Raw genomic sequence first — 18,313 nt, forward strand, 5'->3', positions numbered from 1 at the left:
TTCGTAAATCATGAATTTAAAAAAAGCATCACTATTAATAATAATTATTTTACTTATTGATCAAATAAGTAAAATCTACGTAAAAACGCATTTTGTTTTAGGCGAAGATGTTACTGTTTTTAATTGGTTTAAAATTTATTTTATCGAAAATAATGGAATGGCTTGGGGTACAAAACTCAGCGATTTTTTACCATTTATAACCGATAGAACCGCTAAATTAAGCTTAACTATTTTCAGGATTTTTGCTATTATTGGGATTGGGTATTGGCTGGTAAATGCAATTAAAAAGCAACAATCTAAAACCTTAATTATAGCATTAGTGTTTATTTTTGCAGGAGCTTTAGGTAATATTTTAGACTCGGTGTTTTATGGTGTCCTATTTGATGATAGTGTCGGTCAAGTCGCTACGTTTTTGCCACCAGAAGGTTATGACAGTTTATTGCATGGTAAAGTTGTAGATATGTTGTACATGCCTATTTGGAAAGGGTATTTGCCAGAATGGATACCAGGAATTGGTGGCGATTATTTTACGTTTTTTGAACCTGTTTTTAACGTTGCAGATGTTGCAATAAGTATAGGTTTTGGAATCTTAATTTTCTTTAACAGAAAAGCGTTTGGTAAAAAAGAACAACTTTAAAAAGCATATATTTTTTCTGGTGTCACACAGTAGTCAAGTTTTATATCTGTGACAAGCGTATCTTCAATATTGGTTTCAGCTTCAAAAAAAGACAAGCCTATTTTAATGGTTTCAGGTTTGCAAGTAGCTAAAAACTTATCGTAAAATCCTTTACCATATCCAACACGATGACCTTGTAAATCAAATGCTAAAAGTGGTACAAAAACAACATCTATGTTATTGTTTGTAATTGCAATACCATCAACAGGTTCCGGAATGTTGTAAGCATTTAGTTTAAGGGTAGTTGCATCAGTTAACAAAAAATTAGTTAACGTATTAGTAGTAAAATCACTTTTAGAGACAACAATATTCTTGTCTTTACCTGATAGTATATTTAAAATAAAATCTGTGTTTATTTCCTTTTGTGATTCAATAGATAAAAACACATGATAAAAACTATACTCCCAAATAGATAGTGTTAATAATTGGTTAGCAATTGCAAGACTTAAATCGTCAATGGTTTCATCAGACAACTGACTACGTAATGTTTTGTATGTCTTACGTAATGTAGCTTTGGTCATGATAATTAATCTATAATTTCTGTTGAAATATGAAACAAAGCATCACCTTGATAGACTATTGGTGATTGGTTAATGTTTATAATATAACCAGAATGTGTTGCTCTTACAAAATGATTAAATTTCCCATAAGGATCTGTAATATTACCAATAGTATCTCCTGTATTAACCTGAACTCCTAATTTAATGGTAGATTTAAACATCCCAGAATAATTAGCTCTAATCCATTTGCTTTTTGTGATTTTGACACAAGATTTTTTAGGTTCTGAAACATTAAAAGGTTTACGTAGCATCCCAAAATGATTCAAAATACGTTTAGCACCATTAACTCCGGTATTTGTTATGTTACTATCAATATGAAACGATTTGCCACCTTCATAAAGCAAAATAGGTTTCCCCATTTTATTACAAGTGTTTCTAAACGATTTATTTAGGTTTTTTGAATACAAAATAAACGGAGCTCCAAAGATTTCAGCCATAACATCATCATCTTCGTTACCATATTCTATGCGAATTTGTGGTGCGTTAAAACGGTAAGCACCTCCTGTATGAAAATCTACTATAAAATCTACATGTGTAACCACCTCATTAATAATTTCATAAGCCACACGACTGGCTAGAGAACCATTTTTAATTCCTGGAAATACACGATTTAAATCACGTCCATCTGGAAACTCTCTTTCCATATTTATAAACCCAAAAATATTAAGTACAGGAATACAGATAGTTGTTCCAATTTTAGGTTTGTTTATACCTTTAGAAATAAGCTGACGGACAATTTCTATACCATTTACCTCATCACCATGGATACCAGCAGTAAACAAAACGGTTGGACCTGGTTTTTTAGATCTAGAAATAATTATTGGAACATCTACAGGAGTTCTGGTGTGTAGTTTTGCAACATTAAAACTGACTTCAGCCTGTTGACCTGGTTTTATAGTTTCGCCTAATATTTTTAAATCTTGATTAACAAACATACGCGATTACTTTCTGTTTTTTTCGATATAAGTAATAATACTACGTGCTATATTTCTACCAGTTGCTTTTTCTATTCCTTCTAATCCTGGACTTGAGTTAACTTCTAAAAGTAAAGGTCCTCTTGCAGATTGTAACATATCAACTCCGCAAACAGGTAATTTTAAAGCTCTAGACGCTTTCATTGCTACTTTTAATTCGTCTTCACTTAATTTAATAATATCTGCGCTACCACCTCTGTGTAAATTAGATCTAAACTCGCCATCTTTACCTTGGCGCTTCATAGCTCCAACAACATGACCATCTACAACTAAAGCGCGTAAATCTGCACCTTTAGCTTCTTTTATAAATTCTTGTACAATCACTCGGGCTTCAAGTCCGTTAAAGGCTTCTAAAACAGATTCTGCTGCATTTTTGGTTTCGGCTAAAACCACACCTAATCCTTGAGTTCCCTCTAGTAATTTAATAATCACAGGGACACCACCTACATGTTCTATAACCTCTTCAACATCTCTGGAATAATTAGTAAATACCGTTTTGGGCATTCCAATACCAGCTTTACTTAAGCGTTGTAAACTTTTTAGCTTGTCTCTAGACCTTAAAATCGCATCAGAGGAAGCTGTTGTAAATACGTTCATCATCTCAAATTGTCTAACTACTGCGCAACCATAAAATGTTACAGAAGCGCCTATACGTGGTATGACAGCATCAACATAATCTAAATAACGATCTTTATAATAAATGGTAGGTTTTTCTTTTTCAATAATAATATCGCACTTTAAGGGATCAATAATCTCTATTTTATGGCCTCTATTTTCACCCTCTTCAACCAAACGGTCTGTAGAATATAAATTAGCGTTGCGAGATAAAATAACAATGTTCATTAGTTGTTTGAGTTAAAGGATTGGTTTTGAAGATCGACATCTACTAAAAATTTTCGTTTTAAAAATTGGCGACCAATTAAAACCGGAAATCTCATATCGTCTCTTGTGCTTAAAGTTAAGTTAATCTTATATGTTTTACCAAAAAAAACAACATCTGTTTTAATTTTATAACGGTTTTCTACATAACCATTACTGCTTTTAACATCAGTAAATGTAAACTCTTTAAACACTTTAGTTTTTCCATTAAAATTTGGGTGACCTTTACTATAAAAGGTACAATGCAGTCCATCTTCTTCTACCTGTACTTCAGAACAGTGTATGGCAGAGGTATAGGCACCTGTATCTATTTTACAGTCCACTTCAAATAAATCCAACTTTGGGAAGTCAATTTTATCAGTCCTACCAAGGGTTTTTTTAGTCATTTTTTATCTTTAAAATGTGGTGCAAGGTAATAAATAAGTCTTCATATTAATTTTATTTTTAGGTTAAAATTTATTCTATAAAGGCTTAGTTGTTTTTAAATAATTACCTTTGATTAGCAACCAAATGTCTTCGATTTTTTAAAGTAAAATGAGTCAAACTAATTTAGATATTCAACTTAAAACCTTACCTGAATCTCCTGGTGTGTACCAGTATTTTGATGCTGAAGGCACAATTATTTATGTTGGTAAAGCTAAAAACTTAAAAAAAAGGGTCAGCTCATATTTTACTAAAACCCACGAAAACGGAAAAACCAGAGTACTTGTTAAACGCATAGCTAATATCAAGCATATTGTTGTAGAGACTGAAACCGATGCGTTACTATTAGAAAATAACCTGATAAAAAAACACAGACCACGTTACAATGTCTTGTTAAAAGACGATAAAAGTTATCCGTGGATTTGCATAAAAAACGAACGTTTTCCTAGAGTGTTTCATACCAGACGTTACATCAAAGATGGTAGCGAATATTTTGGGCCTTACACTAGTATAAAAACCGTGTACACCTTGTTGGATTTAATTAGAGGCTTATACCAAATTAGAACCTGTAATTACGATTTGGCAGAAAGTAAAATTGAAGCTGGTAAATACAAAGTGTGTCTAGAATACCATTTAGGAAACTGTAAAGGACCATGTGAAGGTCTTGAAGCAGAAGAGCATTACAACCAAAATATTAAAGCCATTAGAGAAATTATAAAAGGAAACTTTAAAGACTCTTTAGGTAATTTTAAACAGCAAATGAGGCAGTTTGCTGAGAATATGCAATTTGAAGAAGCACAGCTTATAAAGGAAAAAATAGAGGTTTTAGAAAACTATCAAGCCAAATCAACTATAGTTAATCCTAAAATTAGCAATGTGGATGTATTCTCAATAGTTAGCGATGCTGGACATGGTTATGTTAACTTTTTACAATTGTCTTATGGGTCTATTATACGCTCTCATACGTTAGAAATTAAAAAGAAATTAGACGAAACCGATAAAGAACTATTAGAGCTTGCCATTATAGAAATTAGAGCACGATTTAACTCTACTTCAAAGGAAATTTATGTTCCTTTTAAAGTGGATATTGGTGAAGAACTTAAAGTAACTATACCTCAATTAGGTGACAAAAAACACATCCTTGACTTATCATTAAGAAATGCCAAATATTATAGATTAGAACGTTTTAAGCAAGTTAAAATTACAGATCCAGATCGTCATGCTAATCGTATAATGGCACAGATGAAAGCAGATTTACGATTAAAAGAAGAACCAAGACATATCGAGTGTTTTGACAATTCTAACATTCAAGGAACTAATCCTGTGGCAGCATGTGTGGTTTTTAAAAACGGAAAACCTAGCAAAAAAGATTACAGACATTTTAATATTAAAACGGTTGAAGGTCCAGACGATTTTGCTTCTATGGAAGAAGTGGTCTTTAGACGATACAGACGACTGTTAGAAGAAAATCAACCGTTACCGCAACTAATTATTATAGATGGAGGGAAAGGACAACTCTCTTCTGCGTTAAAAAGTTTAGATGCTTTAGAGCTAAGAGGAAAAATAGCTATTATCGGAATTGCTAAACGTTTGGAAGAATTATTTTATCCAAATGATCCAATTCCCTTATATTTAGATAAAAAATCAGAAACGTTAAAAGTAATACAACAATTGCGTAATGAAGCACACCGTTTTGGGATAGAGCATCATCGTAACAAACGCAGTAAGCAGGCGCTTAACACAGAAATGGAAACTATTCCAGGTATTGGAGAAAAAACGATAATAGAATTATTAAAAAAATTTAAATCTGCTAAACGTATTGCTAATGCTAAAATTGACGAGCTGGAAGAGGTTGTAGGTAATTCTAGAGCTACAAAAATTTATAATTATTACCATAAAGAATGAGACTAATCGTTATAGCTTTAATCTTAATTTTTGCTTTTAACACAAGTGTTAAAGCACAAGATACTATACCAAAAGATCCAAAAATTGGTTTAGTGTTAAGTGGTGGTGGTGCCAAAGGGTTTGCTCATATTGGAGCTTTAAAGGTTATTGATAGTCTTGGGTTAAGGATAGATTATGTGGCAGGAACAAGTATGGGAGCCATTATAGGATCTTTATATGCATCAGGTTATACAGGTAAGCAATTAGATTCGATTTTTGAAGGTGTTAATTTTGATGATATTATCAGTGATAACATTCCGAGGTATGCAAAATCTACTTACGAGCGTGAAATTTCAGAAAAATATGCTATCACCTTGCCTTTTGATCATCTCAAAGTTAAACTGCCTTCAGCGCTTTCTAAAGGGCAAAACACGTTTAACTTGTTAACCAAGTTGTTGCTTCATGTTAGCAACGAGGACGATTTTTCAAAACTACCTATTCCGTTTTTCTGTATTGGTACAGATGTAGAAACTGGTCAGCAAGTCGTTTTAGAAAAAGGTAATTTACCTCAAGCAGTAAAGGCTAGTGGTGCTTTTCCATCATTATTCCAACCTGTAGAGATTGATGGAAAATTATTAATAGATGGTGGTGTGGTTAATAATTATCCAATAACAGAGTTAAAAGCAAAAGGAGTCGATATTATTATAGGTGTAGATGTGCAGGATGGGCTAGCCAATCGAACAGACTTATCTTCTGCTCCACAAATACTGTTTCAAATAAATAATTTTAGGACTATTAATGATATGAAAATTAAGTCTAAAGAGACTGATGTTTATATCAAACCAGATATAACTAAATTTAATGTCGTGTCTTTTAGCGACGGAAGACAAATAATTAATAATGGTCAAATAGCTGCGTTAGAAAAAATAGATATACTTAAGCAATTAAAAGAAAAACAACAACAAAAACCAATAGTTAGACAAGTCATGTCCTCTCCAGATAGTTTGCAAATAAATTATATAGAGACTAATGGAATTGATAAATATACTAGGTCTTATATTTTAGGTAAACTTAATATAAGACCTTATTCTAAAATTGCCTATCAAGACCTGTCTAAAGGCGCTAACAATGTTGTAGCTACTAATAATTTTGATAACTTTTTTTACGAGTTAAAATTAGAAGACAATAATGGTTATAGAATTATTACAGATGTTTCTGAAACTAAAAAAACGACATTCTTAAAACTAGGTTTGCACTATGATGGGTTGTACAAAAGCGCCTTGTTGACTAATATCACTAAAAAGCAGTTTTTATTAAAAAACGATGTAGCTTCTTTAGACCTAATAGTTGGAGACCATGTAAGGTATAATTTTGACTATTTTATAGATAAAGGAATTTATTGGAGTATAGGATTAAGCTCTAGATATAGCGAATTTGATCAAGGTATTGTAGCTAATGCCTTTTTAACACCTGCTCAAATTGCTAGTTCTGGTGTTAATAAAATTAATACAGAGCTTTCAGATTTAACTAACCAGTTTTATTTACAAACATTATTTAGAAATGATTTGGTGTTTACAATAGGTGCAGAACATAAAAAGCTTAAAATTAAAACTGAAACCATTTTGTCCTCTCAAAATCAAAATGAAACCGTTTTTGAAAACAGTAACTATGTAAGCCTTTTTGGTGCTTTAAAATTTGATACTTATGATAGTAAGTACTTTCCAACAGAAGGAGTATTCTTCTCAGCAGAGGGAAATTATTATGTGTATTCTTCAGATTTTTCTAGCACGTTTTCACCGTTTACTATTCTTAAAGCAGATGTTGGATATGCGTTTAAAATAAACGATAAATTATCTCTTAACATAACCTCTGATGGAGGATTTAAAATTAACCCTAAAGCCAATCGCTTTTTAGACTTTGTACTTGGTGGATACGGTAATAATTTTATCAATAATTTTAAAGCGTTTTATGGTTATGACTTTTTGTCGATAGCAGCAGATTCTTACATCAAAGGAGGTATTAATTTAGATTATCAATTTGTACCTAAAAGCCATTTGATGGTAAGTGCAAATTTTGCTAATGTAGAAGATAGATTGTATGATACGGGTAATTGGTTCTCGTTGCCAGATTACACGGGTTACGCTATAGGCTATTCATTCCAATCTTTTTTAGGACCAATAGAAGCTAAATACACCTTTTCTCCAGAAACCAAACAAAGCTTTTGGTTTTTTAATTTAGGCTATTGGTTTTAGTCACTGCTTTTGTATTAAAACACTTCTCAAACTCATAAAAATTCACGATATTTGTTAGATTATGATAACAATTTGGAATAACTTATTATCACATCTAAAATTCTTGATTAAACGTAATCCAGAATGAGTGTCCTACCTTGTTAAGCATTTAGTCTGACGTCAGTTTAATTATTCATGACGCTCATTTTTCAATTTAAAAACTAAAAAAATGCCATTTTATCATAAACTAGGAAAAATACCACCAAAAAGACATACCCAATTCCGTAAACCAGATGGTTCTTTATACGCTGAACAATTATTTGGTACCATAGGTTTTGATGGGATGTCTACAAACTCGTATCATGAGCATAGACCAACACAAGTAAAAGCTATAAAAAAACAGTATAGTGTTGCGCCTAAAATTGCAAAAGCTAATCATATACAATCCTATCGTTTAAAAGGTTTTCAAGTGAAGCCAGAAAACGATTATTTAGACTCGCGTAAAACAGTACTAACTAATAGCGATTGTAGTATTATTTTAGCTGCGCCAAAACAATCCACCAAAGACTATTTTTATAAAAATACTGATGCAGACGAGCTTATTTTTATCCATAAAGGCACAGGTAAATTAAGAACCCATCTTGGAAATCTAGATTTTAAGTATGGTGATTATTTGTTAGTACCTCGTGGTATTATTTACAAAATAGATTTTGATACAAAAGACAACCGTTTATTTATTGTAGAATCTAAACGACCAATTTACACACCAAAAAGATACCGTAATTGGTTTGGTCAATTATTAGAACATTCACCATTTTGCGAACGTGATTTAAGACAACCTCAAGAGTTGGAAACGCACAATGAAAAAGGTGATTTTTTAATGAAAGTAAAAAAGCAAGACGATATATTTGAAATGGTATACGCCACGCATCCATTTGATGTTGTTGGATACGATGGATATAATTATCCATATGCCTTTTCAATTCATGATTTTGAGCCAATTACAGGTCGTATTCACCAACCACCTCCAGTGCATCAAACCTTTGAAACAGATGCATTTGTAGTGTGTAGCTTTGTGCCAAGGTTATACGACTATCATCCAGATAGCATTCCTGCACCATACAACCATAGTAATATTGATAGTGATGAAGTATTGTATTATGTAGACGGAGATTTTATGTCACGTAATGATGTTGCAGCAGGACATATTTCTTTACACCCAGCAGGTATTCCACATGGTCCACATCCAGGAGCTACAGAGCGTAGCATTGGAAAAGTTAAAACAGACGAGCTAGCTGTAATGGTAGATACATTTAAACCGCTAATGGTAACAGAAGAAGCACTAAAAATAGCAGATGAAGAGTATTATAAATCTTGGGTTGAATAAATTTTGATAAGAGATACAATAAGAACGAATAAACAAATAAACTCATCAATAAACAAACTAACAAAATGAGTAAAAAAGAAATAGAATCAGTAAACTACGGTTTAGAAAAAATATTTGAAGGCGCGCAAGACTTTTTGCCACTTTTAGGGACAGATTATGTCGAGTTTTATGTAGGTAACGCCAAACAAGCAGCACATTTTTATAAAACAGCATTTGGCTTTCAGTCTCATGCATATAAAGGTTTAGAAACAGGGTCAAAAGATTCTGTAAGTTATGTCTTAACGCAAGATAAAATTAAGCTAATGCTAACTACACCTTTAAACAGTAAGTCAAAAATTAACGACCATATTGTTAAGCATGGCGATGGTGTAAAAGTCGTAGCATTATGGGTTGAAGATGCCAGACAGGCTTATAAAGAAACAACCTCAAGAGGTGCAAAATCTTATATGGAACCAACAGTTGAAAAAGACGAGCATGGCGAAGTGGTGAGAGCAGGAATTTACACTTACGGAGAAACTATTCATATGTTTGTAGAACGTAAAAATTATAATGGTGCCTTTTTACCAGGTTTTCAAAAATGGGAGTCTGATTACAATCCACCAACTGCAGGTTTAAAGTACATAGACCATATGGTTGGAAATGTAGGTTGGAACCAAATGAATGTTTGGGTAAAGTGGTATGAAGACGTCATGGGATTTGAAAACTTCTTATCTTTTGACGATAAACAAATCCATACAGAATACTCAGCTTTAATGAGTAAAGTAATGTCCAACGGAAATGGACGAATTAAATTTCCAATTAACGAGCCAGCAGAAGGAAAAAAGCGTTCACAAATTGAAGAGTATTTAGACTTTTATGAAGGCGCAGGTGTACAACATATTGCTGTAGCAACAGACGATATTATTAAAACAGTATCTCAACTACGTGCTAACGGTGTAGAATTTTTATCCACACCTCCAGAAGAATATTATAGAGCAGTTCCTGGTCGTTTAGAAGAATTTAGTCATGAACTAAGAGAGGATATTGAAAAATTAAAAAGCTTAGGTATTATGATTGATGCAGACGAAGAAGGGTATTTACTTCAAATTTTTACAAAACCAGTACAAGACAGACCTACCTTATTTTTTGAAATCATCCAACGTATGGGAGCACGAGGGTTTGGTGCAGGAAACTTTAAAGCATTATTCGAGTCTATCGAACGTGAGCAAGCCAAACGTGGGACTTTATAATTATATTCGGTTTAGTGTTTTGACGTAGTCAGATCGAGTGATTTTGAGGTACGAAAAATCGTATCGAGAACAAATTTTATTATAACACATAAGGTTTTTCTTATAATTTAACTAACTTAGTAATATAACTAAACACATTTAAAGTATGAAAAACCAAAGTTACCAATCTAAATTTTCTCTCTCTCTCTCTCTCTCTCTCTCTCTCTCTGCAAACGCTATAAGGTTATAGTTTTAATGGCGCTTTGTATTGCATTAACATCCTGTCAAGACGAGCCTTTTGATATCGAACCAACATCCAATAATACTATAAATCGTTACGAAGGAGGTGTCGTACTAGAAAACCCTTATGCTACTACCAATATGAAAATGGCTTTAGACACCATTAAAGCTAAAGTAGCTAGAGGAGAATATATTTTAAATACAGGCGAAAATTCATTAAGAGCTAATTCTAGTTTATTAGACCAATTTAGTATTAGTAACTCACATACCTACATAAAATTTACACCTCAAAGTGAAGATGAAGTTGCGTTATTAAAACAAGATTCTACGTTAGTATTGTCAGATTATCCGTTAGATTACGAGTTTGATGATTCGTTTCATGATAACAGACCAGATTTGCCAGAAGGTCAATTTCCAGAGTATTTTGCAGCAGTACCTGTAGGTAAAGCATTACCTAATGTTAATAATCTACCACTTGGTGACTTGTACATACCAGAGGATGATATTTTTTTTAATGGTGACACTGCAACACCTATTACAAGTAAAACAGTTATTAATAATGAAGAAGATTTACTACACCATTTATTATATGAAGCGTATAGTTTAGTAGGCAAAGAGCAAGAACTATTAGAAGACGGTGAAATTATAGACCCAAGTACACAACAAGCACGATGGATTTTTGGACGTAAATGGTATCCTTCAGGTACGTTAACGGTTTGGGATGGTATTGGCGGAACAACGCCTGGAGGTCAAATTTGTCAAGAAGTTATAATAGGTTTTGACGAATCACAGTGTACAGGCACTGGTTTTATATCATTATATGATTGTATAGTGCCAATTTATGGAACAGTTTGTGAAACCCAACAAATTCCTGGTGGTGGTTTTGTACCTTTACAAGGCGCACAGGTACTCATGAGACAATGGTTTACGGTTAGGTCAGGTATCACAAATGCAAATGGTGTTTTTAATACGGGTTATGTTAGAGGTAAAGCACGTTATATTATCCAATGGGAACGTTACCAATATAGTATTAGAAATGGGTCTATTTTTCAAGCAGAAACCAGAGGTCCAAAACTTAAAAACGCACGTTGGAATCACAATATAATAGGAGGAGATGACGAGTATCATGCAATGATACACACAGCAGCTCATGATTATTATTATGGAAGTAGATTTGGTTTAAAAAGTCCTCCAGAAAATGGTTTTTTAAATTCATAATTAAAAATTGCAGCAAGAGAATCTACACCTTGGGGATTTCCATCTTCTTTTTCTCATATAAGAAGTGAAATAACATTTGGTTTGTCGGCAAAAGTACACATAAAAGCTTATGGTAAGAATTCGGACGAAGTCTATAGTACAACGATACACGAAATAGCACATGCTTCACATTGGGTCAATAATGTTTTTGTTTATGACGATATTGTACAAGATGCTTTTTTGGGGCATAGTGCAGCGATTAGAAATAATAACCGAAGACTTTTAGAATCATGGGCAACTACTGTAGAGATTGCTTTTGCTCTAGAGCGTTATACTAATGTATTTAACGTTGCAGGTTATGAGTATTTATATGGTAATTTTCAAAATTTAATGATTCAAGATCAAAACCATTACACCTCTGGTGGTTGGGATATGATAGATGATATTAACCAAAGAACAGATCCAGATTTTGGAAATGGTGATTTAGATTTTCCTGCTGACAATGTCAGTGGTTATTCAATAACACAGTTAGAAAATGCTTTGTTTACAGCTAATAGCTGGTGGAAATGGAGAGATAACATTATTAATATGTATGATAATCCAACAGAAGGAAATTTATTTGAGCTTTTTGCAAACTGGCCTGATAATTAATACTTAAAATTATGAAAACAATATTTAAATTAATTTTAGTCACAGTTGGTTTAATTTTCATACAAAGTTGTTGGCCAGAAGCACGAGAAATTAACCGACAATATCAAATCAAAAATAATAGTACAGTAGAATTACAAATTAGATTTTTTAATACGTTTGATGACACATTTTTTGATATAAATATTTTAGAAAATGAAATTTACAATGGCGATGTATTGACATATACAACAGGAAACGACCAATGGTTTGAGGATAACGGGTCATTTCCTCGTAGAGCTTATTTTGATTGTGATTCTTTAAAAATAATATTTAGTAATTCTAAATTCATAACATATGACTACACATCAGGATTATGGGATTCTAGTGCTTTTTCATTACCATTAAATAGGCATCCTCTGCGTCATGGTAATTACTCAGAGGTTCAAAAAGAAGTTTTTCAATTTATAATAACTGAGTATGATTTTAACAATGCAACACCTTGTGATGGAGATTGTTTAGAATAAAAAATAAATCTATAAGAAAGAAAATGAAAAAATACATCCAATTTTGCTTAATAGTTATAACACTTATTTTAAGTAGTTGCGACCCAGACGATGGTAATCAAGTCACACCACCACAAGCATCAATACTTGGTGAATGGAAACTACAAAGTATAACTTATGGCACTATAAGTGAGCCTTTAGATGATTGCGAACTTATGCAAACCTTTACCTTTACAGCAAACGGAAACCTTGATGTATATTATGATACCTCAGGAAATTGCGACTTTGCCACACGGACCATTTTTTACGTTTTAGAAAATAATATTTTAACCGTTACTGTTCCAGAAGAAGGAGGTAATGGAAGTGATTATATTATTAAAAACAATATTGAAACACTAAACCAAACCACCTTAGTATTTATTGAGTATTGGGATAGTATAGATGGTGAGTATCCTCAAGAGGATAGAGTAGCATATACCTACACAAAAATAAATTAAAGTAATTGTCATTAATAAAAGCGTTAACATTTTATTCAAATCTATCGAACGTGAGCAAGCTAAACGTGGTACGCTTTAACAAAACTTTATAGGTTTAATATCAAAAAAATGCCATCAAATATTAAGATGGCATTTTTTTGTTTTATATTTTTGGAATAGTAATTGTATTCTAAGTTGTAACAACCTATAACTTAGTTAATCCAAGTTATATAATTACTTTAGTTATGAAAAAACAAATACTTTTAATATTAGCAATTTTTACAGTAACATTTACTGTTGCTTCTAATCCAGAACCTGCATTTAAAGGGGGCGAGTGGTTTAAATTTAAAATGAGCTATAGTGGCTTTTTAAAAGCGGGTAATGCAACTCTTCAAGTTAATGAAACTACATTAAATGGGAAGCCAGTATTCCACGTAGTTGGAAAAGGGTGGACAACCGGAATGATTAAATGGTTTTTTAAAGTAGAAGACCGTTACGAGAGTTATTTTGATAAAACCACCATATTACCTTACAAGTTTATTAGAAATATAGATGAAGGTGGTCACAAAAAAAATATCGAAATTAAGTTTGACCAAGAAAACAGAAAAGCTTTAGTTTATAACAAAAAGCATGAAACAAAAAAGACGGTAGATACAAAAGCTAACGTACAGGACATGGTGTCCACGTTTTACTACCTTAGAAACAAGTTAGATACTAAGACACTTAAAGTTGGTGACGAAATAAAACTAGATATGTTTTTTGACGAAGAAAACTATGGATTCAAACTTAAATTTTTAGGAAAAGAAAATTTAGATACCAGTTTTGGAACTGTAGAAACATTAATGTTTAGACCATATGTTATGGCTGGTCGTGTGTTTAAAGAAGAAGAAAGTTTAACCCTTTGGGTGTCTAACGATAAAAATAAAATACCTTTACGTATCAAAGCAGACCTTGCTGTAGGTTCTTTAAGAGCAGATTTAGAAGCATTTAAAGGTTTAAAACATAGCTTTAAAATTATAGCAGACAACTAATTTGTAATGAATATAGACCAAAAAATAACCAACCAATTAGAAGATAAATACAGTGCATTAGACCAAAATGTAAATACGCATCTAGAAGGTCTTTTGTACAGCAAACCCATAGATTATTGGGATTATATTCAGACAGATGCCTTGTTAAACCTTCAAGTCCAACGTACAACTTTACCAGACGAGATGGTGTTTTTAATGTATCATCAGGTTAACGAGTTGTTGTTTAAAATGATTCTCTGGGAAATCGATCAAGTGGCTCATAAAAAAGATATTACCGCAGCTTATTTTGAAACCAAAATCATGCGTATAAGTCGCTATTTTGATGTCTTAACATCGTCTTTTACTGTTATGAAAGACGGTATGGATGTAGAACAATACAACAAGTTTCGTAATACCTTAACACCTGCTAGTGGGTTTCAATCAGCTCAATACCGTAAGATAGAATTTGCTTCAACCGAGTTGATTAATCTTATTGACAACCGTTTTAGAGAAACTATAGACCGCAACACGTCTTTTGAGCATGCGTTTGAGCATTTATATTGGCAAGCAGCAGGAAAAGACTATAAAACAGGGAAAAAAAGCTACACATTAACAGTTTTTGAAGCCAAATACAAAGACGAATTTATTAGATTTGCAGAATTCTATAACACGCATAATTTGTGGACTATTTTTAAAGGATTACCACAGGACGTAAAAGAAGACAAAGATTTAATTAAAGCCATGCGTCATTATGATTATACAGTAAACATTACTTGGGTCATGGCACATTATAACACAGCAAATCACTATTTAAATATAGGTGGAAAAACTGCTGAAGCAACAGGAGGAAGCGAATGGGTAAAGTATATGCATCCAAAATATCAAAGACGAATATTTTTTCCAGACTTATGGACCGAACAAGAATTGCAAGATTGGGGCAAAAATGTCTAATTTTAGCCTGTCTTTTTCTAACGGTTTTTAGTTGTAAAAAAGAAGAAAGAGAGCCTGTAGAAACCGTTTCGGTTATAGAGCCTGTAGAGCTTTACGAGTTTGGTTTTAAACTAAACGATTATATTGTTAAACGTGACACTATTAGAAAAGGCGATAGCTTTGGCGAAATCCTTCAACGTCATGAGTTAGATTATTCTAAGATTTTTCAAATCGCACAATTAACTAAAGATACCTTTGATATAAGACGTTTACAAGTAGGTAAACCTTATACTTTACTGTGCTCTAACGATTCCCTTCAACAACCTAAATGCTTTATATATCAACCCACTAAAGCAGATTATGTAGTCATTAATTTTCAAGATTCAATACATGCGTATTCTAGCACAAAACCTATAAAATACGTCGAAAAAGAAGTATCAGGTATCATTGAGTCTAACATTTCTGAAGCACTAGCTAAACAAGGAAAAAGCGTGCTTTTAGCGTACAAAATGAGTGATATTTATGCGTGGACTATCGACTTTTTTAGACTTCAAAAAAACGATAAATTCAAACTTATTTATACCGAAAAATATATTGACGATTCTATTTACGCAGGAATAGATAACATCAAAGCAGCCTATTTTGAACATAATGGCGAGCCTTTTTACGCGTTTGAATTTGAAACAGATACTATAAGAGGATTAAAGGATTATTTTTCTGAAGATGCTAAAAATTTACGTCGTGCTTTTTTAAAAGCACCAGTAGAGTATAAACGTATTTCCTCTAGATACAATTTAAACAGAAGAATTGCCTTATATGGAAACAGAGTAAGACCTCACAAAGGAACAGATTTTGCTGCCAATGTAGGTACACCAATTAGGGCAACTGCAAACGGAACAGTGGTCGAGTCTGCAAAACGTGGTGGAAATGGAAACTATGTTAAAATAAAACATAACTCTACATATAGTACGCAGTATTTACATATGAGTAAGCGTAAAGCTAAAGTAGGAGATTTTGTAAAACAAGGAGACGTTATTGGATATGTTGGTATGACAGGTAATACCTCAGGACCACACGTGTGTTATCGTTTTTGGAAAAACGGAAAACAAGTCGACCCTTTTAAACAAAAATTACCTGAAGCAGAACCAATATCAGACAGCTTAAAATCAAAATATCTACAATTTATTAAACCAATTAAAAAGCAATTAGACGCAATTGAGTTTATACTTCCAATAGAAGAAAATCAGATTTTAGACATACAGATAGATCAAGACAACAAAATTACTTTCCATAACTAATGGCATTACCTTCAATTAATCCAACAACCACAAAAGCTTGGCAAAAGCTACAACAACATTTTGAAGCTGTAAAAGATTTAAAAATGAAAGATTTATTTGCTCAAAACCTAACTAGAGCAAATCAAATGACCATTAAATGGGAAGATTTTTATGTAGATTATTCTAAAAACAGAATCACACCCCAAACTCTAGAATTGCTTTTAGAATTAGCAGAAGAAACCAAGCTAAAAGAAGCAATTGATGCACAATATTCAGGAGAAGTAATTAATAAAACAGAAGGTAGAGAAGTATTACACACTGCTTTACGCGCTAAAGCAACAGATTCTATTTTAGTAGATGGTAAAAACGTGATGCCAGAAGTAATAGCTGTTAAACAAAAAATAGAAACCTTTTCCAACCAAATAATTTCTGGAGCATTAAAAGGGTATACTAATAAACCCTTTACTGATATAGTAAATATAGGTATTGGAGGAAGCGATTTAGGACCAGCAATGGTTGTAGAAAGTTTACAGTATTATAAAAACCATTTAACCACTCATTTTGTTAGTAATGTAGATGGTGATCATGTTAACGAGGTTATTAAAAACCTAAACCCAGAGACCACATTATTTGTAATAGTTTCTAAAACATTTACCACTCAAGAAACCTTATCAAACGCCAATACACTTAGAACCTGGTTTTTAAATCATGCTAAACAAGAGGATGTTGCTAAGCATTTTGTGGCTGTGTCAACCAACATTGAAAAAGTCAAAGATTTTGGTATTGATGAAGCTAATATTTTCCCTATGTGGAACTGGGTTGGTGGACGTTTTTCACTGTGGAGTGCAGTTGGGTTAACAATAAGTTTATCTATTGGTTATAAAAACTTCAATTCACTTTTAGAAGGAGCCAATAAAATGGATATCCATTTTAATACGGAAGCATTTGATAATAATATTCCAGTAATTCTTGCATTATTAAGTGTGTGGTACAATAACTTTTTTAATGCCGAAAGCGAAGCAATAATACCTTATACACAATACCTAACCCAGTTTGCAACCTATTTGCAACAAGGTATCATGGAAAGTAACGGAAAAAGTGTGGACCGTAATGGTAACCCTGTAGACTATCAAACAGGTACTATTATTTGGGGAGAACCAGGAACAAACTCGCAACACGCATTTTTTCAACTAATCCATCAAGGTACAAAACTAATTCCAGCAGATTTTATAGGGTTTGCAAAAGCGTTACATGGTAATCAAGACCATCAAGACAAATTAATGTCTAACTTTTTTGCCCAAACTGAAGCCTTATTGAATGGCAAATCAAAAGAAGAGGTAATAGCAGAATTTAAAACTCAAAATTTATCTGAAGATAAAATACAATCCTTACTCCCATTTAAAGAATTTGAAGGCAATAAACCAACCAATACAATCTTTATAGAAAAACTAACTCCAGAAAGCTTAGGTAAACTAATAGCAATGTATGAGCATAAAATATTTGTTCAAGGAATTATCTGGAATATTTACAGTTACGATCAATTTGGTGTCGAACTAGGTAAGCAGCTGGCTAACAAAATTTTAAAAGAATTTAAAGAGGACGCTTTTGCCAATCATGACGCTTCTACTTTAAATTTATTAGAACACTACAAAAAATTAAGTTAATTATTGTTAAAAACTATGTTTATAGTTTTGATAATTAAATATTTAATAGGCTAAAAACTATCTGTACCTTTGCCCTATGTAAAAATGTTAACCTTAAGTTAATGTTACAATTATAATTAGTCTTATTTTTGCACAAAATTAGAAACTAACAAATCTTAATTTAA

Annotated in this window: 17 protein-coding genes; 13 read left to right on the top strand and 4 right to left on the bottom strand. The window is 32.4% G+C overall.

Annotated features, from left to right (window positions below; all coding sequences use genetic code 11):
* Nucleotides 1-10 precede the first annotated feature (10 nt).
* On the top strand, nucleotides 11-637 hold the full coding sequence (locus LY08_RS11910) for a lipoprotein signal peptidase (RefSeq protein WP_111660673.1): 627 nt from the start codon (nucleotides 11-13) through the stop codon (nucleotides 635-637).
* On the opposite strand, the gene LY08_RS11915 is transcribed toward LY08_RS11910, so the two are convergent.
* The 4 genes from LY08_RS11915 to LY08_RS11930 are packed head-to-tail and all read right to left on the bottom strand — an operon-like array spanning nucleotide 634 to nucleotide 3,475.
* Nucleotides 634-1,197 (bottom strand): 5-formyltetrahydrofolate cyclo-ligase, encoded by a 564-nt coding sequence (locus LY08_RS11915; protein ID WP_111660674.1) that lies wholly within the window; start codon nucleotides 1,195-1,197, stop codon nucleotides 634-636. The two genes, LY08_RS11910 and LY08_RS11915, sit on opposite strands and share 4 nt — an antisense overlap.
* A 5-nt stretch (nucleotides 1,198-1,202) precedes the next feature.
* Nucleotides 1,203-2,171: a succinylglutamate desuccinylase/aspartoacylase family protein gene (locus LY08_RS11920; protein WP_111660675.1), complete on the bottom strand. Its 969-nt coding sequence runs from the start codon at nucleotides 2,169-2,171 to the stop codon at nucleotides 1,203-1,205.
* A 6-nt stretch (nucleotides 2,172-2,177) separates the two neighbouring features.
* On the bottom strand, nucleotides 2,178-3,053 hold the full coding sequence (rimK, locus tag LY08_RS11925; protein WP_111660676.1) for a 30S ribosomal protein S6--L-glutamate ligase: 876 nt from the start codon (nucleotides 3,051-3,053) through the stop codon (nucleotides 2,178-2,180).
* Nucleotides 3,053-3,475 carry an ATP-dependent zinc protease family protein gene (locus tag LY08_RS11930; RefSeq protein WP_111660677.1) on the bottom strand — a complete coding sequence of 141 codons (423 nt, stop codon included), beginning with the start codon at nucleotides 3,473-3,475 and terminating at the stop codon, nucleotides 3,053-3,055. Before LY08_RS11930 ends, rimK begins: the two co-directional genes overlap by 1 nt.
* Nucleotides 3,476-3,623: 148 nt before the next feature.
* Here LY08_RS11930 and uvrC point away from each other — a divergent pair, with 148 nt between their 5' ends.
* From uvrC to pgi, 12 genes are all read left to right on the top strand, one after another.
* On the top strand, nucleotides 3,624-5,417 hold the full coding sequence (gene uvrC, locus LY08_RS11935; protein ID WP_111660678.1) for an excinuclease ABC subunit UvrC: 1,794 nt from the start codon (nucleotides 3,624-3,626) through the stop codon (nucleotides 5,415-5,417).
* Nucleotides 5,414-7,648, top strand: a complete 2,235-nt coding sequence (locus LY08_RS11940) for a patatin-like phospholipase family protein (RefSeq protein ID WP_111660679.1) — start codon at nucleotides 5,414-5,416, stop codon at nucleotides 7,646-7,648. The genes uvrC and LY08_RS11940 overlap by 4 nt, the downstream gene beginning before the upstream one ends.
* A gap of 208 nt (nucleotides 7,649-7,856) precedes the next feature.
* Nucleotides 7,857-9,014 carry a homogentisate 1,2-dioxygenase gene (locus LY08_RS11945; RefSeq protein WP_111660680.1) on the top strand — a complete coding sequence of 386 codons (1,158 nt, stop codon included), beginning with the start codon at nucleotides 7,857-7,859 and terminating at the stop codon, nucleotides 9,012-9,014.
* A 65-nt stretch (nucleotides 9,015-9,079) separates the two neighbouring features.
* Nucleotides 9,080-10,243: a 4-hydroxyphenylpyruvate dioxygenase gene (gene hppD / locus LY08_RS11950; RefSeq protein WP_111660681.1), complete on the top strand. Its 1,164-nt coding sequence runs from the start codon at nucleotides 9,080-9,082 to the stop codon at nucleotides 10,241-10,243.
* 234 nt (nucleotides 10,244-10,477) lie between these two features.
* The gene (locus LY08_RS11955; RefSeq protein WP_111660682.1) at nucleotides 10,478-11,680 is read left to right on the top strand and encodes a hypothetical protein; all 1,203 of its coding nucleotides are present in this window, start codon (nucleotides 10,478-10,480) and stop codon (nucleotides 11,678-11,680) included.
* An 81-nt stretch (nucleotides 11,681-11,761) separates the two neighbouring features.
* The gene (locus LY08_RS11960; protein WP_111660683.1) at nucleotides 11,762-12,310 is read left to right on the top strand and encodes a hypothetical protein; all 549 of its coding nucleotides are present in this window, start codon (nucleotides 11,762-11,764) and stop codon (nucleotides 12,308-12,310) included.
* 11 nt (nucleotides 12,311-12,321) lie between these two features.
* A complete protein-coding gene (locus LY08_RS11965; RefSeq protein ID WP_111660684.1) occupies nucleotides 12,322-12,813 on the top strand; it encodes a hypothetical protein in 492 nt (163 codons plus the stop codon).
* Nucleotides 12,814-12,836: 23 nt separating this feature from the next.
* Nucleotides 12,837-13,289: a lipocalin-like domain-containing protein gene (locus LY08_RS11970; protein WP_111660685.1), complete on the top strand. Its 453-nt coding sequence runs from the start codon at nucleotides 12,837-12,839 to the stop codon at nucleotides 13,287-13,289.
* A gap of 224 nt (nucleotides 13,290-13,513) precedes the next feature.
* A complete protein-coding gene (locus tag LY08_RS11975; RefSeq protein WP_111660686.1) occupies nucleotides 13,514-14,299 on the top strand; it encodes a DUF3108 domain-containing protein in 786 nt (261 codons plus the stop codon).
* Between the two features lie 6 nt (nucleotides 14,300-14,305).
* Nucleotides 14,306-15,229, top strand: coding sequence for a tryptophan 2,3-dioxygenase family protein (locus tag LY08_RS11980; RefSeq protein ID WP_111660687.1), 924 nt, complete (start codon nucleotides 14,306-14,308; stop codon nucleotides 15,227-15,229).
* On the top strand, nucleotides 15,187-16,506 hold the full coding sequence (locus LY08_RS11985; RefSeq protein WP_111660688.1) for a M23 family metallopeptidase: 1,320 nt from the start codon (nucleotides 15,187-15,189) through the stop codon (nucleotides 16,504-16,506). The genes LY08_RS11980 and LY08_RS11985 overlap by 43 nt, the downstream gene beginning before the upstream one ends.
* Nucleotides 16,506-18,149, top strand: coding sequence for a glucose-6-phosphate isomerase (gene pgi / locus LY08_RS11990; protein ID WP_111660689.1), 1,644 nt, complete (start codon nucleotides 16,506-16,508; stop codon nucleotides 18,147-18,149). Before LY08_RS11985 ends, pgi begins: the two co-directional genes overlap by 1 nt.
* The last annotated feature ends 164 nt before the right edge of the window (nucleotides 18,150-18,313 follow it).

The sequence above is a fragment of the Olleya aquimaris genome (assembly GCF_003259525.1).
In the GTDB taxonomy this organism is placed as follows: domain Bacteria; phylum Bacteroidota; class Bacteroidia; order Flavobacteriales; family Flavobacteriaceae; genus Olleya; species Olleya aquimaris.